Origin of the sequence: Trichococcus sp. K1Tr, from assembly GCF_028309625.1 — a bacterium.
Taxonomy (GTDB): domain Bacteria; phylum Bacillota; class Bacilli; order Lactobacillales; family Aerococcaceae; genus Trichococcus.
The window spans coordinates 1-20679 of sequence record NZ_JAQMHR010000004.1; the positions used below are offsets into that span (position 1 = coordinate 1).

Genomic DNA, 20679 nt, shown 5'->3' on the forward strand with positions numbered 1-20679 from the left:
CATAGAAAAGACCGTTCGACTTGCATGTATTAGGCACGCCGCCAGCGTTCGTCCTGAGCCAGGATCAAACTCTCATGTAAATGTGGACTCTTGTACAGAAATCCTACACGTTAAGCTGATTGCTCTTAATTTTTTGCTGACTTTATGTTTGCGATACAAAGTATCGTCTTCGTTTGCTTCGACCGAAGTCTAAGCTCCTTGCACATTTGGTTCGTTCATTCTTCATTCAGTTTTCAAAGGTCTAATTGTGTCGCACGTTCTCACGTGACAACTTCTATATAATACCACTTGCGGAACCAATTTGTCAACAACTTTTTCAAAAAATGTTATTTTTGTGAATTGGCCTGAAAGTTCATACGTGCGTCAACAGCTATGGATACTTTTTACGGTTGTCCGTTTGGCCTGTCAACGAATATCAATCATACCTGTGCTAGGGCTTTTTGGCAAGTCTTTTTTGATTATTTATATTTTTTGTCGCATGCTGAAAATAAAAGGTTGCGGTAATAAGCCAATCCTGCCATTCGCAGCATAAAAAAGAAGAGCCCTACCAAAGAAATTTCTTCGGAAGGACTCTTCTTTACTATTTGTTGCCTCGGAAAGCTTTCTACTTTTTCCAATGCGATTCGATATACGAATCTCTGCCTGAATGGGAACGATACCCGTGATAATGCGCACTGCTTTTTTTGTAGAAATCCTGATGATATTCCTCCGCAGCATAAAACGGTTGAGCCGGTTCAATGGAAGTCACGATTGGTTTAGTGAATTTCCCGCTGTCCTGCAGCGCTTGTTTGGAAGCTTCTGCTATCTCTTTTTGTTCCGGTGAATGATAAAAAATAACCGGCCGATAAGAAGCACCGCGATCTACGAACTGACCCATGGCATCAGTGGGATCTGTCTGCTGCCAGTATACCTCCACTAAATCTTTGTACGGAAACAAAGCTGGATCAAATGTGATTTGGACAGCTTCCGTATGCCCGGTTGTTCCGGAACATACTTCTTCATAAGTGGGATTTTCTGTGTGGCCACCCGTGTAGCCGGAAACGACTGATTCGATGCCCGGAAGGCTATCGAACGGTTTGACCATACACCAAAAACATCCTCCGGCAAAAGTAGCTTTTTCCAATCTTGGTTCTGTCACTTTTATCATTCCTTTCGTACGCATTTTCGTCTGAAATGATTGTATCACATGACCGAAAGCTTACTCGCATATCTTGCTTGCAATCAGCGTTTGTTGCTTGCGTTTTCTTTGGTTATTTTCGTGATGCCGCCCATGTACGGAACAAGTGCATCAGGGATCGTGACGGATCCGTCTTCGTTTTGGTAATTTTCCAGAATGGCAGTCACTGTGCGGCCGACAGCCAGCCCTGAGCCATTTAACGTGTGCACAAATTCCAGTTTCCCTGTTTCTTCGTTGCGGTAACGGATTTTCGCGCGGCGGGCTTGGAATGCTTCCGTATTTGAACAAGAACTGATTTCCCGGTAGGTATCTTGAGCTGGGATAAAGACTTCTATGTCATAAGTTTTGGCTGCGGAGAAGCCCATGTCACCCGTACACAAAGTGATGGTGCGGTGCGGCAAGTTCAAGCCTCTCAGTACAGATTCAGCATCGTCCGTCATTTTTTCCAATTCTTCATAGGAAGTTTCCGGTTTGCTGAATTTCACCATCTCCACTTTATGGAACTGGTGCATCCTGATCAAGCCTCTTGTGTCGCGTCCTGCGCTTCCGGCTTCAGAACGGAATGATGGACTCATCGCCGTGAAATAGACAGGCAGTTCCGCTTCATTCATGATTTCATCGCGGTAATAGTTCGTCAAAGGAACTTCAGCTGTCGGGATCAGCGTGAAATTGCGTTCATCCGTCAACTGGAAGACATCCTCTTTGAATTTAGGGAATTGTCCGGTACCGAACATGGATGCTTCATTCGCCATGTAGGGAGGGATGATTTCCGTATAGCCATGTTCTTCGGTATGCAAGTCCAGCATATAGTTGTAGCAAGCGCGCTCCAGGCGAGCTCCCAGGCCTTTATAGAAGACAAAACGGCTTCCGGTCACTTTAGCGCCGCGTTCAAAATCCAGGATGTCCAACGCCTCGGCGATATCATAGTGGGCTTTCGGTTCGAAATCGAACGCACGTGGCGCCCCCCATCTTCTTACTTCGACGTTATCCTCTTCGTCCGCACCGACAGGAACGGAGGCATGCGGCAAGTTAGGCAATCTTGTTGCTATGTAGGTCGTCTTCTCTTCGATTTCATTCAGTTCTTCATCCAGCGCTTTGATTTTATCGCCGACTTCTTTCATTTCGGCAATCTTATCGTCGGCATTCTCTTTGTTGCGTTTCAATTGCGCAATTTCCTGGGAAACGCCATTGCGGTATTGCTTCAGGTTTTCCGTCTCAACGATTTTCTCCCGGCGTTGCGCATCCAATTCCTTGAACGTCACCAACTCTTCCGTTTTAACGCCACGCGCAGCCAACTTGTCTGCAGTGTCTTCAAATCCATCCCTCAAAAATTTTACATCCAACATACTCTTTCCTCCTCATTATGTGTACAAAAATAGCCACTCCATCCCTAGAATAATCTGGGACGAAATGGCTTTAACGTTCGCGGTACCACCCAACTTCAGCCAATCCCACATAGGTCTGGCTGCGCTTCATTGCGTTAACGGACGGATCCGGAACAATTTAGTCAATTTCTTGTTTTCATTGTTCGCTTCATGTGGGGATTCAACAGGTGAAGGGTCAGTTCTCACCGAACCACTGACTCTCTGGGGCGCTTCACATCATCTACTGGTCACATGCATGGCTTTCTCTATTCAATTAGGCTAAGATTCGATACCCTCATTTTACTGAACAAACCTTATGCTGTCAACAAAGCGACCGGTCCAAATTAGCCTGCAACTATTCCGGATCAGTCAAAAAATCCTCCGACAAAATCGGATACTGTTTGCCAAGCTTTACCAAACAGATCTCCGACAACGCGGCCGCCGCGCACAAAGATATTGGCTTTCTCCACGCTGCTTGCCACCGCGACTTTGACATCCTCGGAAGTCGTTCCGTCCAAATAGCCCAACTCGTCGCCTTCAACCGTCACAGCGACGGATCCGACTTCTGTGCCTTTTTCGATAGGCGCTTCAATCTCGCCGTCTTCATTCAGGCTCTCTTCAGCCGGTGTAAAAACAGTTGTGAGCGCCAGCTCTTCTGCGCCTTTTTCGGTAACAGTCACAAGGTCTTCGTTGTAGACTAGCCCGACTTCAGTTTGCTTCCCTTTGGCTACGGTAATCGGCTCTTGCGTGGAAACGGCATCGCCTTTCGCCGCTATAGTCGTCTTCTCGAAGGTCGAGAAGGCATAGTCCATCAAACGATCGGTTTCCGTGAAACGCTTGGTGCTCTCATCAGCGCCAATGACCACAGTGATGATCCGCATTTCATCTTGCATTGCGGTACCAGTAAAGGATGCACCGGATTCCAGCGTCGTGCCGGTCTTCAGACCGTCCACACCTTCACGGTAATAAAACATGCCAGGCAACATCACGTTGTAGCTGTGCATCATGATTTCGTCGGACGTTCCCGCTTGGAAAGCCAACTCCGGAATGGAAGTCGTCTCCAAAACTTCAGGGTAATCATCGATCAGATGATCCGCGACCATCGCGACGCCACGCGCTGTCATTTTGTTGTAGCCGTCAGCCGGAGCACCCGGATAAAGGTTTTCTTCCGCGACATCGCTGTTAGACAAGCCGGTTGCATTATAGAGCTCATAGTTTTCTACGCCCCACTCATCCAACTGGGCCTTCATCAGATCGACGAATTTCGCTTCGGAACCAGCCAAAGCTTCCGCCAACGCGATCGTCGAGCCGTTTGCGGAATAGATCAATGCGGATTGGTACAGCTCTTCCACAGAATACGTGATGTCCTGGCGCAAAGGCACATTCGAAAAATTGTAGTTCTGGCTGACTTCATAGACGTAGTCACTGACTGTGATTTGCTTGTTCCAAGTCAACTTACCTTCTTCGATGGCTTCCAGTATCAAATAGATGCTCAGCATCTTTGTCATTGAGGCTATGCCCAGCGCTTCTTCCCCGTTTTGGTTGACCAGCACTTTGTCGGTCTCGTCTTCGATAACGAAAGCGGCTTTCGCATCGACAGAAGGTTGTTCAGCAGCCAAAGCAACCGGTGCAGCAAACAGGCTGTTCGCCAATACAGCAGCAGCCGATAGTGTTCCCATAATCATTTTTTGGTTTTTTATAGTTATCATTGTTTGTAGTTATCTCCAATCAGTCATATCGTTCGCTTCATATACCCTTCTATGTTAGCGGAAATATTGGAAAAAGACAACCAAAAAAAGGAACGTACACAGAAAGCGTACGTTCCTTATTCATTGACAGGCGGAGTCTGTCTCAACGGGAGATGCAGCACGAATTTGGTTTCCGCCTCATCCGATTCCGCATAGATATACCCGCCATGAAGCGTGACGATGCTTTGGGCGATCGCCAGCCCCAACCCGGTCCCGCCGGTCTCCTTCGAACGGGAGTTTTCCACCCGATAAAAACGCCCGAACAATTCCTGCAGCGATTCCTCAGGGATGCGCTCCCCATTGTTTTTCACGGCAACGATCACCTCAGAACCGATCTTTTCCGCTTCGATGTGTACCCAAGTGCCGCCATGCGCATACTTCAGCGCATTGGAAATCAGATTGTTGAACACACGGGCCATTTTATCGACATCCATTTCGATCATCAACGGATCCGTCTTCATGATAACCTCAGTCTCCATATGGCGTTTGCGCGACTCCAGTTCATAATCCGCGACGATCTGCTCCAAAAAATTGCCGATGTTGATCGTCTTCAACAGCAGCGGAGTCGTCGGTTGACGCACTTTCGTGTATTCGAAAAGATCATCGACAAGCACCTTCATCTGCAGTGCCTTTGTGTAAGCGATATGGATATAACGCAAAGCATCCTCTTCACTCGTAAATTGCTTGTCCTCTATCAATCCCAGGTAGCCGATGATGGAAGTCAAAGGGGTGCGGATATCATGGCTGACGTTCGTGATCAATTCATCCTTCGATTGTTCAATTTTCCGTTCCTCTGCCATCGCTTGGACCGTGCTTTCCACCAGCGTATTGATGCTGTCGACAACATCAACATAGCTGCCGGCATTGTTCGTATCGATCCGATGATCAAAGTGCCCCGCTGCGATATAATGCAACTCGTCCAGAATATGCGTCAACTGCATCTGCTTGTATCTTCTGGCCAAACGCCAACCGGTGAATATGGCCGCAAAAATCGCCGCTATCCATTGGAAAACATCATCGTATATGGTCAGAAACGCATCAACTACCATCACGAATCGCCTTAATGAGGGGATTTCCCTCAAAAATGAGGGAGGGGTCGCGACCAGTCGGTTGAACATCAGCTCCATCCCGATGTAGAGCAGATAGACGATGCCGAGGGTCAAGGCCCCTTCAAAAACGAGTTCACTCAGTTCTTTTTTCTTCAACTTGTTAAACAAAGCTGCACCCTCCCGACTCAGCTGATTTTTTCAGGCCCGCCCTTATGCAGGCATGCCTACTCCCCAATCTTATAGCCTACACCCCATACTGTCTGGATGACTTTCTCGCCGCCTGTAGCCTCTTCAATTTTATCGCGAAGATGACTCACATGCACCATGACAGTTTTGGCGGATACGATGCTTTCCTGTTGCCAAACGCGTTCAAATATTTCATCGGCACTGAAGACGCGATTCGGATGGCTCGCCAATAAATGTAGGATACCGAATTCCAACGCGGTCAATTGGATGCTCTTTCCGTTCAGCGTCTTGACTTCATGGGAATCCTTCTTGATGATCAGCGGACCTATTTCGATCGAGTCCACTTCTGAAGCATCCACCTGCATATTGGTCCGGCGCAAGAGCGACTTGATGCGGGCCATTACTTCCAGTGGGTTGAATGGCTTGGAAACATAGTCGTCCGCACCTGTCGTCAAGCCTTGGATCTTATCCATGTCCGTGGATTTTGCGCTCAACATCAGAATCGGGATCGGATTATTCTGTTCCCGAAGCTCCTTCACTACCGATATGCCGTCCTTCTTCGGCATCATCACATCCAAAATGATCAGTTGGATGTCCGCGTTCTCCTCAAGTTTACGGAAAGCATCGGTTCCGTCATAGGCTTTTATCGGATCGTAGCCTTCATTTTTGCAATAGATGCTCAATAAATCCACGATTTCCCTGTCGTCATCGACGATCAACACTTTATTCATATAGGACAACCCTTTCCCCAAAATATATATTTTCTCTCATCGTACCAAATTGTTCTAAATTTTTGCTTAAGGAAGCATAAAGAAATTCCATTTTAATTATATCAGAAAGCTCCAGCAAACCGTGAACATAAGAAAAAAAGCCCGGGAACAGTGTCCCGGACATTTTGATTTCTTGCATTTTTATCTTTGGATGGAGTAGTTTGGTGCTTCTTTTGTGATTTGGATGTCATGCGGATGGGATTCGATCAATCCGGCACCGGACATCTTGATGAATTGCGCATTATCACGAAGCTCTTGCAAATTAGCTGCACCGACATAACCCATACCAGAACGGACACCGCCGAGCAATTGGAAGATGATATCGCTGGCTGCGCCTTTATAGGCTACACGACCTTCGATACCTTCCGGCACCATTTTCTTCGCTTCATTCACGCCGCCTTGGAAGTAACGGTCGCTTGAGCCTTTTTCCATCGCTGCCAGACTGCCCATACCACGGTAAGTCTTGAAACGACGGCCCTGGAAGATTTCGAATTCGCCCGGAGACTCATCCGTACCAGCCAACATGCTGCCCAGCATGACTGCGTGTCCACCGGCAGCCATCGCTTTGACGATGTCTCCCGAATACTTGATTCCGCCGTCAGCGATGATTGCTCTGCCATATTCTCTTGCTACGCTTGCAGCATCATAGATGGCTGTTATCTGAGGAACGCCGACACCAGCTACCACACGAGTCGTACAGATGGAGCCCGGTCCGATTCCGACTTTGACTACGTCGACCCCGACGTCAAAAAGTGCGCGGGTTCCTTCTGCAGTCGCTACGTTTCCGGCAATCAGGGTCGCTTCAGGGAACTGTTCGCGGATTTCTTTAATTTTGCGGATAACGCCGGCGCTGTGGCCATGCGCTGTATCAATGACGATTGCATCTGCACCTGCGTCCAATAACGCTTGGGCGCGTTCGAATGTGTCACTTGTCACACCCACTGCAGCCGCAACGATCAAACGGCCGTGTGCATCTTTTGCGGAGTTGGGAAACTCGATTACTTTTTCGATATCCTTGATCGTGATCAGGCCAGCCAAACGGCCAGTTTCATCGACTAGAGGCAGTTTTTCGATTTTGTATTTTTGCAGGATTGATTCAGCATCCTTCAAAGAAGTCCCTACAGGAGCGGTAACCAAATGTTCTTTGGTCATGACATCGCCGATCGGAACTTGGTAATCTGCGATGAAGCGCAGATCGCGGTTCGTCAAAATCCCTACCAATTTGCGCTCTTCCATATCATTAACGATAGGCACGCCGCTGATGCGGTATTTGCTCATCAGATTCTCTGCTTCCGAAACCAAGTGATCAGGAGTCAGGAAGAATGGGTCGATGATGACGCCACTTTCGGAACGTTTTACTTTGTGCACTTCTTCAGCCTGCGCTTCGATGGTCATGTTCTTGTGGATGACGCCCAAACCGCCTTGGCGAGCCATTGCGATTGCCATTGCTGCATCGGTTACAGTGTCCATACTTGCGCTCATTATAGGAATATTCAAGTGTAAATTTTTAGCTAAATCAATCGATAAATCCACATCGTTAGGTAATACATGGCTTTCAGCCGGGACTAATAATACATCATCAAAAGTAAAACCTTCTTTAGCGAATTTTGTTTCCCAATTTGACATTTTCGATGAACACTCCTTTTTATTTGTGCTGATTTTTATCATCTAAAATACCACCACCAACAACCTACGTCAAGCGCAAAGCTCCCTTTATCATACAATTCTCATATAGAAGCGTTTTTATCGAATGCTGTTGATTCACAACTGCCATAACGTTCGGAATTGGCACTTACGTTTGCATTCAGGGATTCATATACAGTTTTTTTCTGTCAATATACGAAAATAGCCGAGATACAAGTTTTATTTGCATCTCGGCCTCCACCGCTTGACGGCCTACAAAATGCCGCCCACGATATGATATTTTTTCTTCAGATATACTTTTGCGCCAAAACCTACACCAGCGATCCCAAGGTACAACCATGCAGGCAAAGCGATATTGATTGTGGCTGGAATAAGCATCATGGAAACAGTCATGATGAGCATCCAAAGCAACATAGCGGCCGTCGTCGCAAAGATGTATTTCCCGAAGCCTTTTTCACCTTTTGGTGCATCTGGATTCGGTGTGTATTTGGAGATGATGAGCATAGCGATGCCGCCTACGATAAAGTTCAGGATCAAACTGATCAGACCCATTCCGATTACGTCTTCTCCACTGTTGGTCAGCAAGGAAACGCCTGAAATCATCGCGAAAAGAGACCCCAGCAATAAGCCGCCATCCAAAGCGATCAACCAATCAGTCGAACGCACTTTCACTTCGTTGTCTGTCGGATTGACCAGAATGTTTGATGCGCACTCAGACACTGTGCCGTATAATTGGCGGGCAGTTTTACCGGTTTTTTGGGCGTCCAGCAATTCCCGCATCATTTTGCTGTAGATTTCCTCTCTGCGCCCCTCTTCCAGGTTTGCAGCTCTCAAGGTTCTGTCCAGTCCCAGCATGTATTGTTCATTTCTTTTTGTCAAACTCTGCCATAAGGCTTTGTTTTCGACCTTCATTTGTGCAACGCTCTTCGTTTCTTCCAATGGTAAATCCTCCCTTGATTACATGCGGCATCCTTTATAGAACGGTTCTGAATCCTTATAGTTGAACTCTGAAATGCAGGGGATTCCGCCTAAGTTGACATTACGTCACGGCCAAACTGCGGCCGTTCTCGTAATGTCCTCTTAGTGCTCATCCCCTCCCGCATTTCATCGTATCCTTACACGTTGAATCTGAATTCCATTACGTCGCCGTCTTGGACTACGTAGTCTTTTCCTTCAAGTCTTACTTTTCCTGCTTCTTTGGCTGCTTGCATACTGCCGTAAGCCAACAGGTCATTGTAGGAAACTGTTTCGGCACGGATGAAGCCGCGTTCGAAGTCGGAATGGATGATACCGGCTGTCTGTGGTGCTTTCATCCCTAATCTGAATGTCCAGGCACGGACTTCTTTTTCGCCTGCTGTGAAGTAAGTTCCCAGTCCAAGCAGCGTGTACGCTTTTTGGATCAGTTGATCAAGCCCGGATTGTTCGATGCCCAACTCCGCCAGGAATTCAGCTTTTTCTTCATCATCCAATTCGGCCACTTCTTCTTCGATACGGGCACAGACGGTAACGACCTCTGCGCCTTCTGTCGCTGCAAAATCACGGACAATTTTCACCATTTCATTGTCTCCGCCGGCTATTACGTCCTCTTCGGAGATGTTTGCGACATAAAGGACAGGTTTTGTCGTCAATAGGAACAGGTTTTTCACGTACACTTCTTCTTCAGGTGTGAATTCGATTGTGCGCGCGGATTTACCGGCTTCCAGCGTTTCTTTGATTTTATCCAATATCGCCAATTCGTAAACAGCATCTTTATCCTTCGTACGCGCAATTTTGCTGATGCGTGTATAGCGTTTCTCGATGGATTCCAAATCCGCGAAAATCAGTTCCAAGTTGATGGTTTCGACATCATCCAACGGATCCACTTTACCGCTGACGTGTGTGATGTTATCGTCTTCGAAACAACGCACAACATGACAGATGGCATCCACTTGACGGATGTTGGCCAAGAATTTGTTTCCTAGACCTTCCCCTTTGCTGGCGCCTTTTACGATTCCGGCGATATCCGTGAATTCAAAAGTTGTCGGGACGGTTTTTTTGGGTTTCACCAATTCTGTTAATTTATTCAAACGTTCATCGGGAACTTCGACTACTCCGACATTTGGGTCGATCGTCGCGAATGGGTAGTTTGCCGCTTCCACTCCCGCTTTGGTGATGGCGTTGAACAAAGTGGATTTCCCGACGTTCGGTAATCCTACGATTCCTGCTGTTAATGACATTTTTTCACACTCTTTCCACTTAATATTGCTAATATTTATTCCTTCAAAGACCTATTCGACAGTTTCTTCTGCCTTAGTCAGTACTTTTTTCATTTTTTTCTCGAATTCGCGGCGCGGCATCATGACCATCTGCCCGCATTTCAGGCATTTGATCCGGATATCCATACCCATTCGGATGATTTCCCATGAGTTGTTTTTGCAGGGATGCGGTTTTTTCATTTCCACCACATCATGCAATCCATAATCTTGTTGTACCAAGGCTAGATGCACCTCTTTCTGATGTCTTCGTCTATTCTTAATCGTCCAGGGAAATTTGCAGGATATCCAAAATCCGGGTCAGGTCGGCTGGAGAAAGGTATTCGATCTCGATCTTGCCTTTTTCGCCCTTGCTGGATATTTGTACGGATGTCCCGAATTTGTCCATCAAGCGTTCTTCGCTCTCTTTGATGTATACTGGCTTCGTTTCTTTTTTCTTCTTGGTTGTCTTTTTGGCGACGTCTCCGGGATTGTTCAGTTGTTGGACCAGCAATTCCAGATGTCGGACAGTGATGCCTTCTTCGGCAGCACGTTTCGCCAATTCACTGATCAACGATTCATCGTTCAAGCCTAAAAGCGTACGGGCTTGCCCCATGGAGACCAATCCCTCTTGCAGCATCCGTTTAACGTCCTGCGGCAGATTCAACAGGCGCAGGTGGTTGGCAATGTACGGACGGCTCTTGCCTAATCTTTGGGCTACATCCACTTGCGTAAGATTCAGCTTGTTCATCAATGTTTGATAGCCCTCTGCCTCTTCCAGCGGAGTCAGATCTTCCCGCTGCAGATTTTCCAGAATGGCGACTTCTATCATAGCTGTTTCGTCAAATTCACGGACGATTGCCGGGATCGTTGTTTTGCCGGCCAAACGGGACGCGCGGACGCGGCGTTCGCCTGCAATGATTTCATAGCCTTTCACGCTGGATTGGCGCAGAATGACCGGTTGGATGACGCCGTTCAGCATGATTGAGTCAGCCAATTCCCGCAAAGTCGAGTCATCGAAGGTTTTCCGCGGCTGATAAGGATTGGGACGGATCTCGTCTAAAGGGATCTCCTGTACCTTCTCTGTCTTTTCATCGATCTTCTCGATATCTTCAAAGTTGCTGAAGAGCGCATCGATGCCGCGTCCTAGCCCTTTGCTGTTTTTATTCGCCATCTGCTAACACTTCCTTTGCCAACTCAAGATAAACTTCCGCTCCTTTTGAACGGATATCATAGTCAACGATCGATTGTCCATAGCTTGGCGCTTCCGATAAGCGGACATTTCGTGGAATGATTGTCTTGTATACTTTTTCTTTGAAATATTTTTTGACCTCATCAACGACTTCGAAGCCGAGGTTCGTCCGGGCATCCAGCATCGTCAATAAGACCCCTTCCAATTTCAGGTCCTTATTGAAATGCTTCTGAACCAAGCGGAAGGTGTTCAACAGTTGGCTTAGCCCTTCCAAGGCATAGTACTCGCACTGGACCGGAATCAATACCGAATCGCTGGCGGTGAAAGCATTGATCGTCAAATGCCCCAGTGATGGCGGGCAATCGATGAAAATGAAGTCGTATTCGTCACGCAACGACTGCACTGCATCATAAAGGCGCGCCTCACGATGCGGTTGATTCGTCAACTCGATTTCAGCCCCTGCCAATTGGATGGTTGCAGGCACGACCCATAGATTTTCCCGCGAGGATTCTCTGATGACATTCTCGATGGGCTCTTGGTTCACTAATACATCATATATATCTTTTTCAACATCTGCTTTTGAAATGCCTAGTCCGCTGGTGGCGTTCCCTTGGGCATCACTATCTATCAATAACACTTTTTTGCCTAAATAGGCCAAAGAAGCTGCTAAATTGACGGTGGTCGTCGTTTTTCCGACGCCGCCTTTCTGATTTGCGACTGCAATAATCCGTGCCATCTGTTCTCCTCCACTTTCTGTCGTTCATTTGAAGCTGCTGTGCCGCCGTTCTACTTTTTTGCCTAAAAAAAGAGAAAAAACGATACCTGCGCTTTTTCTCCTACGCATTTCTTCAAAATGAATCATCATTTATCGCTCAGTATGTCTATTTATAAAAAAGGCTATAACTTTACCAGACTATTGTAACAAAAAAATTTGGAAAAATATAGGATAGATAAAACCGATGCCATAAAATCACTTTATGATCGCATCTCAAACCCAAAAAGCCCGGCCTGCCTGCAAAGAAGCAGACGGTCGGGCCGTTCCTTTTCCGACTTACAATGGATTTTTGTTCGGTGTCCCGGCTTTTCTCGGGTAGGTCTTCGGTGTTTCTTTCGTTTTCTTGATCTTCACGATGTGTCGTTCGCCTGCATCGTTCGGCAGTTCAAAAAAGATATCCTCCTCGAGTTTGCCGCCCAGAGTTGCGATGGCGCGCTCTGCATCGCGGAGCTCTTCTTCCGTACTGGCTGCTTTCATCGCGACAAAAGTACCGCCTTTTTTGGCCAAAGGCAGACACAGTTCGCTCAGGACGCTCAAGCGCGCGACCGCACGCGCCGTCACCACATCGAATTGGGCACGGAATTTCTTGTTTTGTCCAAAAGTCTCCGCACGGTCATGGAAGCAGGAAACACCCGTCAAACCCAGTTCGGCAACCAACGTTTCCAGGAAAGTGATTCGTTTGTTTAATGAGTCCACGATCGTCACCTGCAATTTAGGGAAGGCGATCTTGAGGGGGATGCTCGGGAAACCGGCACCAGCACCCACATCGCAAAGCGTGACTTCTTCTTCAGTGAAATCCATATGGAATCCCAATGAAATGGAGTCATAGAAATGCTTCAGATAGACTTCGTCCGGCTCGGTGATGGCCGTCAGGTTGATTTTTTCGTTCCATTCGCGCAATAGGCGCAAATAGGTTGCGTATTGTTCGAGTTGCGTTTCATTCAAAAGGATCCCTTTTTCGGCAAGGGCCTCGGCAAATTGTTCTGGATTCATAATGTTTCCTTTCATCATTGGCTTCGTCTGTTTTTCTACCTCTCTACTTTATCCTGAAAGAGCGGTCTGTACAAGGGCTAAATCAACTTTAAAGCCGCCGTCCCGAATGAAGGACAGCGGCTTTTTCCAATCTATTTAAGCATCCAGCAAGTTTGCAAGAATGATTTCCAGTTCGACGAAGGAGTTGGCGATACGATCTGGATGTTCCGCGCGCAAGGTTTGGGCGGAACTTCCTCCCCAGGTGATGCCGACTGTCTTTATGCCTGCCATTTTACCCATCTGCATGTCATAGATGGTATCACCGATCATCACGGTTTCTTCTTTAGCCATCGGGATTTTCTCCCAAGCGGTGAAGATGCCTTCCGGATTCGGTTTGTGCTGGTTCATGTTGTCCAGTCCGATGACGACTTCCATCAGATCCAAAAGGTCCACTGCAGCAAGACTCCTCAGCAAAGCTTTGGTTGCTTTGTTGGAAATCACGCCGAGATGGTGTCCGTTCCCTTTCAGTTCCATTAAGGACTCCCGCGATAAATCGTATGGTTCCAACAGCATATTTTCATATTTTTCGTATTTGTCCCAAAAGACTTCCATCAGCTTATCCAGCTCGACCGGAGAGAGTGCATGTTTCTTCAGATAGCCGATAAACTTCACAAAATGGGGCTTTCCTCTATCCTCACGCAGTTGCTCAGGGGTTGGAACGGGATAGCCGAAATGTTCAAATGTATCCATTGTAGCCATTTCGCTAATTTTGCATGTTTCCGCCAAGGTACCGTCAAAATCGAATAATAGTAATCCCATCTTCCATCTTCCCTTCGATCGCAAATATGAACCGGATGCGGACAATAGAGTGTACTCTACTTTTGGCGCAGGAGTTCAAAAATTCCGAATGTTCACTATAATCAAAATTATAGCAAACAAAAACGACAGAATAATGAGGTTTTATTTAGAATTTGGAAAGAATTCCCTAGTTTTCGTTTTGTTTATTCCTCTATTTCCGAACGTTAGGATATAAAACCTTTGTTAATGTACTTGATTTTACCATCCAGTTTTTATCCATTGCTGTCTCTCCCTTTGGATAATGGCAATTGACGGAATATCAAAATTTGCGAAAGCCTAAAAAAGAAAACAAGCGCACTCGCGCCTGTTTTCTTTTTTAGTTGATGCGGTAAGCGTGATTGAGAGGGCCGCTGCCCTTGCCCAGGTCCAGTCCGTCACGCAGCGCGCCGGTGATGTAGGCTTTGGCTTGGCGGATGCTCTCTTCCATTCCGTGGCCTAAAGCCAGATTCGCTGCGATGGCTGAGGAAAGTGTGCAGCCGGTGCCGTGCGTATTCGGGTTTTCGATCCGTTCCGACTTGAACCAACTCACTTTTCCATCCATAAAGAGCAGATCGTCGGCGCTGTCCCTCAGATGGCCGCCTTTCAGGAGCACACTGGTTCCCGCTACTGAAGCGATGCGCTCCGCTGCAGCCAGCATGTCCGCCTTCGTCTCGATTTTGACGCCGCTCAGCACCTCTCCTTCCGGCACATTCGGGGTGATCACATCAGCCAACGGCAACAACAGCGTCCGCAAAGCCTGACTGGCATCGTCCTGCATTAGGCTACTGCCGCTTGTGGCCACCATGACCGGATCCACGACGATGTTTTCTGCTTTGTATTCGACCAGCTTCTCCGCGATGACTTTGATGATCGCGGCATTCGACACCATGCCGATCTTCACCGCATCCGGCCGGATATCCTTGAAGACGCAATCCAACTGCTGCGCCACAAATTCGGGCGTCACTTCCATGATTCCGGCCACGCCTGTCGTATTCTGCGCCGTCAGCGCCGTGATCACGCTCATCCCATAGACTTTATGCGCCATCATCGTCTTCAGGTCCGCTTGGATCCCCGCTCCGCCGCTGCTGTCCGACCCGGCGATCGTCAATACTGTTTTCATGTTTTTGCTCATCCTTTCCAATCCGAAAATGAATAGATGTACTGCTCCGTCAATGCTTCGATGCGCTCCCTATCCTGTGCCGCCGTCTCATCATAGACGCCGACTACCCGGAAACCGGCTGATGTTGCCGTTTCAATGGCATGCAGGGCATCCTCAAAGATGACGGTCTTCGTGAGGGGAGCCCCGAGATGTTCGAACGCCCGCTGAAAAATGAGCGGATTGTCTTTGCCCGTCTTTACTTCACTGCTGGTCAGGATAGTGCTGAAATATTCCCGGATGCCCAAACGCTCCAAGGCGCTCTCGGCCAAATTTCTTTCGGTAGCGGTGGCGATGCACATTTTCACATTCTGCTCCTGCAATGTCTGCAGGCATTCCGCTGCGCCGGCTTTAAGTGGGACTTCATAACGGTAAAGATCCGCAATCAGCGTTTCAATTTCCCCAATGATTGTCTCTTCATCTTCGTGCAATCCGTAGGCCGTTCGAAAATGTTGTGCGGTTTGCTGCAGGCTCATCGTCTTCAACGCATCCTGCAGACCCGGAGCCGGCTGCACCTTTTTCTGAAGCAAATAATTTTCTCCCAATCCTTGCCAAATCGGCATGGAATCCAGCAACGTCCCGTCCAGATCGAAGATGGCTGCTTCCAGTTTCATGGTTGCACCATCGCTTCGGCTAACGGGCGCAGCCTCTTCACTGCCGCGGTTATGTCAGGCTGCGCAAAGATGGCGGATACGACGGCAACCCCATCGATACCGCTGCCTTTCAGGTTGAGGATATTCCCTTCAGCAATGCCTCCGATCCCAACAACGGGTATGCTCACCGCTTGGCAGATCTGTTGCAGCGTTTCGATCGACAGCGTGTTGACATCCAGCTTCGTCGCTGTACCGTAGATGGCACCGACACCCAGATAATCGGCCCCGTTCCGTTCCGCCGTCAGCGCCTCTTCAACAGAATGGGCAGAAACGCCCAAGATTTTCCCCTCGCCGATCCGGCTGCGGACGTCTCCCGCCTGCATATCGCTCTGCCCCACATGAACGCCGTCCGCATCCAGCGCCAAGGCTACATCGACCGCATCATTGATGATGAAAGGAACGCGGTGGCGTTTGGCCACGGCCTGCAGTTCCTTGCCTAGGGATACAAAGGCATCGAAATCCAATTCCTTCTCGCGCAATTGCACAACGGTAACGCCCGCCTGGATGGCTTCTTCAAGCTGTTCCGCCAAGGACGCGTTCCCCAGCCATTGGCGATCGGTCACCGCGTAAAGCAGCAAATCGTTCTTATCTACTCTCAATTTTAGCGCCCCCTTCCAGTATTTCGGCCGACATGTTGCTGATTTCATCGATAATGTAGCTGCGGTAGGATGAAGTCCCTGCGGCATTGCGGATCATCCTTTCGTAAGCCAGCTCGCCGCTGACCCCCATCAGGCATACCGCTGCCGCGGTGGCATCCAGCAACTGCTCCGGGTTGGCTCCGCAATAGGCTGCAATCAATGCTGACAGCATGCAGCCGGTTCCGGACACCTTCGCCATCTGCGGATGCCCGTTGCGGATGATATAGGCTTTGTCCCGATCCGCGACGATATCGATCGCTCCGGTGATCGCGACGACCGCATCATTCCGGTAGGCCAATCGTTTGGCGAACGCGACCGTTGCCTCGAGCGTCTCCTCGGTCACGGCATCGCTGATGTCGGCATCGACGCCTTTCGTTGTGCCGCTGCCGGAATGGATCGTCTTCATTTCCGAAATGTTCCCTTTAATCACGGTGAAGGCAATGTCCTCCAGCAACCTGAATGTCGCTGCGGTCCTGAAAGGGGATGCCCCCGCACCGACCGGATCCAAAACGACAGGATGGGAGAACGCATTGGCTTGGCGCCCCGCCAGCAGCATGGACTCCACGGCTCGGCTGTTCAGTGTCCCGATGTTCAGATTCAAGGCGGCGCAGATGCTTGTGATGTCCGCGACTTCCTCGGGGGCATCCGCCATGATCGGGGACCCTCCGGCTGCCAAGAGGACATTGGCGACATCATTGACGGTGACATAATTGGTGATGCAGTGGACCAGCGGTGTCTGTCGCTGGACATTTTCGAATAGCGTTTTGAACATGGGGTACCTCCAAATAGTTTGTTTGATGCGACAAAAAAGCGGGAAATGTCCGAATAGGCATTTCCCGCTGAATAGAATCATTCAATGTTATTTCCCTACGTTGGCATTATCCAAATCAGGTAATAGGTCGAAGTTGATTACTTCCTCTCAGCCTGCTGACACAAGCTCCCTTTTTTCGTATGCAGTTATGCCATCATCTTAGCATATGCGCCATCCTTACTCAAGGATGATTTTTTTATTTCGATTGATCGTTCAGCCATTCAAAAATATTTGTATAAGTGGTTTCGCCGACTGTCGCTGCCGCCGCGCCGCCTCCGTTAGCATTGCTTGCTTCGAAGCCAAACGTTTCAGCGTCAGTCGAAGCAACGATCGCCTCTTTGTCCTGAACGCCCGTCACTTGGTTGTTGAACAAGTAGATCCAGGAGAAGTGGCCTAAGTAAGTAGTGCCCGGGCTGTCCGTTCCTTCAACCGTTTCAAAGTAGGAAACCCAAGTGTTTTCCGCTCCGGCTTTGACTAGTGCCTGGTAAGTAGGCAGCATGTAATTCATAGGCACGACAACCGGATCATCCGCGGATTGGACCAACCAGATCGGCAGGTCTTTGATCGCCTGGATTTTTTCTTCTGTGAACCAAACTTGCTCGGTCTTCACAAAACTCGATGTTCCGGTAGCTTCAGCATTCATTTTCACGTAGGTGCCATCGCTGTTGCGCTCGTATTCATAATAAGCATACGCCTCGCAGACGGGATAAGCTGCAGCAAAATAGGCAGGGTATTGGATGACCATGTTCATGGTCATGTAGCCGCCGTTCGAGCAACCGCCCAGATAGATGCGGTCGGTATCGACATCCGGATGCGCAGCGACATAATCATCGATCGTATCCATCAAGATTTCGGTGTATCGGGAGATGCCGCTACCGTTCCCGTTCGTTCCATCCCCTTCATCCATCCAATAGGTAGGCGCTTGGACAGCCAGAACGTACGCACCAGTCACGTCATCGGTTTGGAAGTAGGACTGGATTTCCTCTTTTGCCAATGCGGACACTTCATTTCCAAGGATGGCGATGTCGGGATCGGTTCCGCCTTCACCTTGACCGTGCAGCCAAATGACCAACGGATTCGCTTCCCCTTCGGCAAGTTCTTCCGGCTCATAAGCAGCTGTCGAAAGTATCAATTCCTCTTCTTGATCTGTCATCGGATTCACGTAGGTGCCGCTGAAAGTCCCTCTGGCCGTAAATAAGTCGGTATCAGGGGAGATGCGGTTGTTAACGGCATCCTCCGTGATGCTCAAAGAGTAGTCCTCATCCTCGATCGTGATCGAAGGCGCAGCGATTGCGACTTCATAAGCTGGGGACCACTCATTCATCGATGTCGTCGTATTGTAGGTGAACGGGGATCCGACCACGCTGAAGGTTTCATCATTAAACCCGGTCTCCATATCGATTGCGATGAAGTTTGAATTTTCCTGCGGGTTCCCGTTCTCATCGGATGTGTAGACGTCCGTAACCGTGCGTTCCGCCCCCGCTGTCATGACCTGCCAGCCCCTAGGATCAACACTGTCGACCGCATCCTCCAACTCGATGATGAGCTTCGGTACACCCGGCCCTCCTTCATACCCCTTCACATAGATGCTGGTCTTCACGACGCCAGCGTAAGCAGCGGCCGCTTGTACACTTTCTTGTTGGGCTGAATCCTGTTGATCCGCCGATTCTCCGGAACCGCAACTGGCAAGCAAGCCTGCCGTTATCCCTAATGTTAAAATCGTGCTGAATGTCTTACGTCTCATTCCCTAATCCCTCCATATCCCTTTTTTCGTCCAAACAGGCAATACCCCACCCATCATAAAGCGGTTTCATTCCAATCAGAGCTAAACGGGTAGCGCTTCCCCTACTTGTTATTTTAGGGAATTTCCGGCAGAAAAAGGGGCGATTTGTGCCAGCATTATGGGCAGTTTATACCTTGTTCTCATCCCGATAACGTTTCGGCGTCATGCCATATTTGTTTTTGAAAGCCGACGAAAAGGATTTTTGATTCGGGAATCCACAGGCGTCTACGACATAGCGGATATTTTTGTCGGTGAACATCAACAGTTTCACCGCTTTATTCAGGCGTTGTTCGACAATATAGCTGTGGATGGTGCTGCCGGTTTCCTTTTTGAACAATCTGCACAGATGCGTATAAGAGAGATGGAAGGCCGCTGCCAATTTATCGACCGCCAGATCTTTGTCCAGATTCTCGTCGATGTGTTCTGTTATGGCAGAAATCAGCGGCAACGAAGCGATGCCTCTGCTCTTATCCGTTTTCGGGACAGAAAAGTACCTATCCAGAAGAAAGAGGATCTGGTACAACATCCCTTTCAGCAAAAGCGTGGCTTTGACGGCGCCGGCGCTTTCCATAACGACAAAATACCGGTCCAGCAAGCCGCGCAGTTCAGCCAGCTTCTCTCTTTGCAGCTCCGTATAGCCAGTCCGATTCGTCAAACGGAAGCTTTTGTTATCGTAATCGGGTATCTCGGATTTGATGAAGGCATACGGGAAAATGAGCGACAAAGCCTTCGTCTTGTTGTGATCATCCCAGATGGAATGGACTTCATTCGAATTTACGACGAGGATGTCGCCGGCATTCGTTTCGTGGACGGTCCCATCGATCGTGAATTCGCTGATCTTGCCGGACATCGTGTAGCTGATTTCCAATGATTTGTGCCAATGGGCAAGGACACCGGAATCCGTTCTTTCATTGTGAAAAATATAGAACACGGGGAGTTCCGGATCCGATTCGATGATTTCATGATGATAACGCATCTGCTGCCTCCTATCCTTCTTGATTCGTTTCCAGAAGACGCTTGCACTTCTAAAACTCAAGCTCCATTATACTATATTTTTTAATGGGCAATTTGCCAATCTAATTCATTATCCATTCTCAACGGGCATTTTATTGAGAGTATTTCATAAAAAAATACACTGGAAACTGTCATCATACATATCACGTTAATAAACATGTTGTGATATAGTAAACATATATCATTAGAAACAGAGGTAAGGGGCTGATTGGAAATGAATTTTTTTAAAAATAATGTAGTTTCCGTAATGTATGTATTTTTGTTGAGCACTCTATTTATGCCTTGGATTCTGGTTCCAGATCCAGTAACGTTAACCGTTCTGCCTGTAACAGGTTTTCGCTTCCTTTCAGATAATTTTCTGATGCTGATATTTGTGTTTTTAATTATCTTTACCTATATTTTTTCACTCAAATCTAAAGGTCTGAACATCCTGATTTTGTTAGAACTAGAACTCATCTTTCTGGCAGCACTTTTGTCGGCACCTGCTGTTACCCAGGGATTGGCCTTTTTTTCAGGAGTGAAATATGGATATTTTATCATGTTAATCATTTTGATCACTCTTTCTTTTTACAACTACCTATTCATTACAAAACATATTCAGAAAAGAGCGAATGGTTAGTCCATCCTTTTTAGATCAGAGCAAAAAAAGAAGCAGAACGCCTGTTGCTATAGGCTTTCT

General features: G+C 48.1%; 20 protein-coding genes, 1 rRNA gene, 1 riboswitch and 1 other annotated feature. Of the genes, 1 reads left to right on the forward strand and 20 read right to left on the reverse strand.

Going from position 1 to position 20679, the window contains the following annotated elements; genetic code table 11:
- The 20 genes from PH235_RS08395 to PH235_RS08490 all read right to left on the reverse strand — a co-directional run.
- Nucleotides 1-80: ribosomal RNA gene (locus PH235_RS08395) — 16S ribosomal RNA — on the reverse strand; the annotation flags it as partial.
- Between the two features lie 524 nt (nucleotides 81-604).
- Nucleotides 605-1138, reverse strand: a complete 534-nt coding sequence (msrA, locus tag PH235_RS08400; protein ID WP_272161917.1) for a peptide-methionine (S)-S-oxide reductase MsrA — start codon at nucleotides 1136-1138, stop codon at nucleotides 605-607.
- Between the two features lie 83 nt (nucleotides 1139-1221).
- Nucleotides 1222-2523 (reverse strand): serine--tRNA ligase, encoded by a 1302-nt coding sequence (gene serS, locus PH235_RS08405; RefSeq protein ID WP_272161918.1) that lies wholly within the window; start codon nucleotides 2521-2523, stop codon nucleotides 1222-1224.
- A 52-nt stretch (nucleotides 2524-2575) separates the two neighbouring features.
- Nucleotides 2576-2808: a binding site (T-box leader), on the reverse strand.
- Between the two features lie 98 nt (nucleotides 2809-2906).
- Nucleotides 2907-4250, reverse strand: a complete 1344-nt coding sequence (locus PH235_RS08410; RefSeq protein ID WP_272161919.1) for a serine hydrolase — start codon at nucleotides 4248-4250, stop codon at nucleotides 2907-2909.
- A 116-nt stretch (nucleotides 4251-4366) separates the two neighbouring features.
- Nucleotides 4367-5506 carry a sensor histidine kinase gene (locus PH235_RS08415; protein WP_272161920.1) on the reverse strand — a complete coding sequence of 380 codons (1140 nt, stop codon included), beginning with the start codon at nucleotides 5504-5506 and terminating at the stop codon, nucleotides 4367-4369.
- Between the two features lie 56 nt (nucleotides 5507-5562).
- Nucleotides 5563-6255 carry a response regulator transcription factor gene (locus tag PH235_RS08420; RefSeq protein WP_106450527.1) on the reverse strand — a complete coding sequence of 231 codons (693 nt, stop codon included), beginning with the start codon at nucleotides 6253-6255 and terminating at the stop codon, nucleotides 5563-5565.
- A gap of 180 nt (nucleotides 6256-6435) precedes the next feature.
- The gene (gene guaB / locus PH235_RS08425) at nucleotides 6436-7920 is read right to left on the reverse strand and encodes an IMP dehydrogenase (RefSeq protein ID WP_272161921.1); all 1485 of its coding nucleotides are present in this window, start codon (nucleotides 7918-7920) and stop codon (nucleotides 6436-6438) included.
- 270 nt (nucleotides 7921-8190) lie between these two features.
- Nucleotides 8191-8877, reverse strand: coding sequence for a DUF1129 domain-containing protein (locus tag PH235_RS08430; protein WP_272161922.1), 687 nt, complete (start codon nucleotides 8875-8877; stop codon nucleotides 8191-8193).
- Between the two features lie 176 nt (nucleotides 8878-9053).
- The gene (ychF, locus tag PH235_RS08435) at nucleotides 9054-10154 is read right to left on the reverse strand and encodes a redox-regulated ATPase YchF (protein WP_272161923.1); all 1101 of its coding nucleotides are present in this window, start codon (nucleotides 10152-10154) and stop codon (nucleotides 9054-9056) included.
- Between the two features lie 51 nt (nucleotides 10155-10205).
- Nucleotides 10206-10412 (reverse strand): DUF951 domain-containing protein, encoded by a 207-nt coding sequence (locus tag PH235_RS08440; protein WP_086628836.1) that lies wholly within the window; start codon nucleotides 10410-10412, stop codon nucleotides 10206-10208.
- A gap of 37 nt (nucleotides 10413-10449) precedes the next feature.
- Complete coding sequence (locus PH235_RS08445) at nucleotides 10450-11343, reverse strand: ParB/RepB/Spo0J family partition protein (protein WP_086986306.1); 894 nt, start codon at nucleotides 11341-11343, stop codon at nucleotides 10450-10452.
- On the reverse strand, nucleotides 11333-12097 hold the full coding sequence (locus PH235_RS08450) for a ParA family protein (RefSeq protein ID WP_086628685.1): 765 nt from the start codon (nucleotides 12095-12097) through the stop codon (nucleotides 11333-11335). The genes PH235_RS08445 and PH235_RS08450 overlap by 11 nt, the downstream gene beginning before the upstream one ends.
- 315 nt (nucleotides 12098-12412) lie before the next feature.
- Nucleotides 12413-13129, reverse strand: a complete 717-nt coding sequence (gene rsmG, locus PH235_RS08455) for a 16S rRNA (guanine(527)-N(7))-methyltransferase RsmG (RefSeq protein ID WP_272161924.1) — start codon at nucleotides 13127-13129, stop codon at nucleotides 12413-12415.
- Nucleotides 13130-13264: 135 nt separating this feature from the next.
- Nucleotides 13265-13927 carry an HAD family hydrolase gene (locus PH235_RS08460; protein ID WP_272161925.1) on the reverse strand — a complete coding sequence of 221 codons (663 nt, stop codon included), beginning with the start codon at nucleotides 13925-13927 and terminating at the stop codon, nucleotides 13265-13267.
- A gap of 355 nt (nucleotides 13928-14282) precedes the next feature.
- Nucleotides 14283-15065, reverse strand: coding sequence for a bifunctional hydroxymethylpyrimidine kinase/phosphomethylpyrimidine kinase (thiD, locus tag PH235_RS08465; protein WP_272161926.1), 783 nt, complete (start codon nucleotides 15063-15065; stop codon nucleotides 14283-14285).
- A gap of 8 nt (nucleotides 15066-15073) precedes the next feature.
- The gene (locus PH235_RS08470; RefSeq protein ID WP_272161927.1) at nucleotides 15074-15715 is read right to left on the reverse strand and encodes an HAD family hydrolase; all 642 of its coding nucleotides are present in this window, start codon (nucleotides 15713-15715) and stop codon (nucleotides 15074-15076) included.
- Complete coding sequence (gene thiE / locus PH235_RS08475; RefSeq protein ID WP_272161928.1) at nucleotides 15712-16353, reverse strand: thiamine phosphate synthase; 642 nt, start codon at nucleotides 16351-16353, stop codon at nucleotides 15712-15714. The genes PH235_RS08470 and thiE overlap by 4 nt, the downstream gene beginning before the upstream one ends.
- On the reverse strand, nucleotides 16340-17164 hold the full coding sequence (gene thiM, locus PH235_RS08480) for a hydroxyethylthiazole kinase (protein WP_272161929.1): 825 nt from the start codon (nucleotides 17162-17164) through the stop codon (nucleotides 16340-16342). The genes thiE and thiM overlap by 14 nt, the downstream gene beginning before the upstream one ends.
- Before the next feature lie 75 nt (nucleotides 17165-17239).
- A riboswitch (TPP riboswitch) is annotated at nucleotides 17240-17346 on the reverse strand.
- Nucleotides 17347-17399: 53 nt separating this feature from the next.
- Entirely contained in the window at nucleotides 17400-18947 is a 1548-nt protein-coding gene (locus PH235_RS08485) for a prolyl oligopeptidase family serine peptidase (RefSeq protein ID WP_272161930.1), read from the reverse strand.
- Nucleotides 18948-19113: 166 nt separating this feature from the next.
- Nucleotides 19114-19962: a helix-turn-helix domain-containing protein gene (locus PH235_RS08490; protein WP_272161931.1), complete on the reverse strand. Its 849-nt coding sequence runs from the start codon at nucleotides 19960-19962 to the stop codon at nucleotides 19114-19116.
- 252 nt (nucleotides 19963-20214) lie between these two features.
- Between PH235_RS08490 and PH235_RS08495 the strand changes: the two genes are divergently transcribed.
- Nucleotides 20215-20619, forward strand: coding sequence for a hypothetical protein (locus PH235_RS08495; protein WP_272161933.1), 405 nt, complete (start codon nucleotides 20215-20217; stop codon nucleotides 20617-20619).
- Nucleotides 20620-20679: the final 60 nt, after the last annotated feature.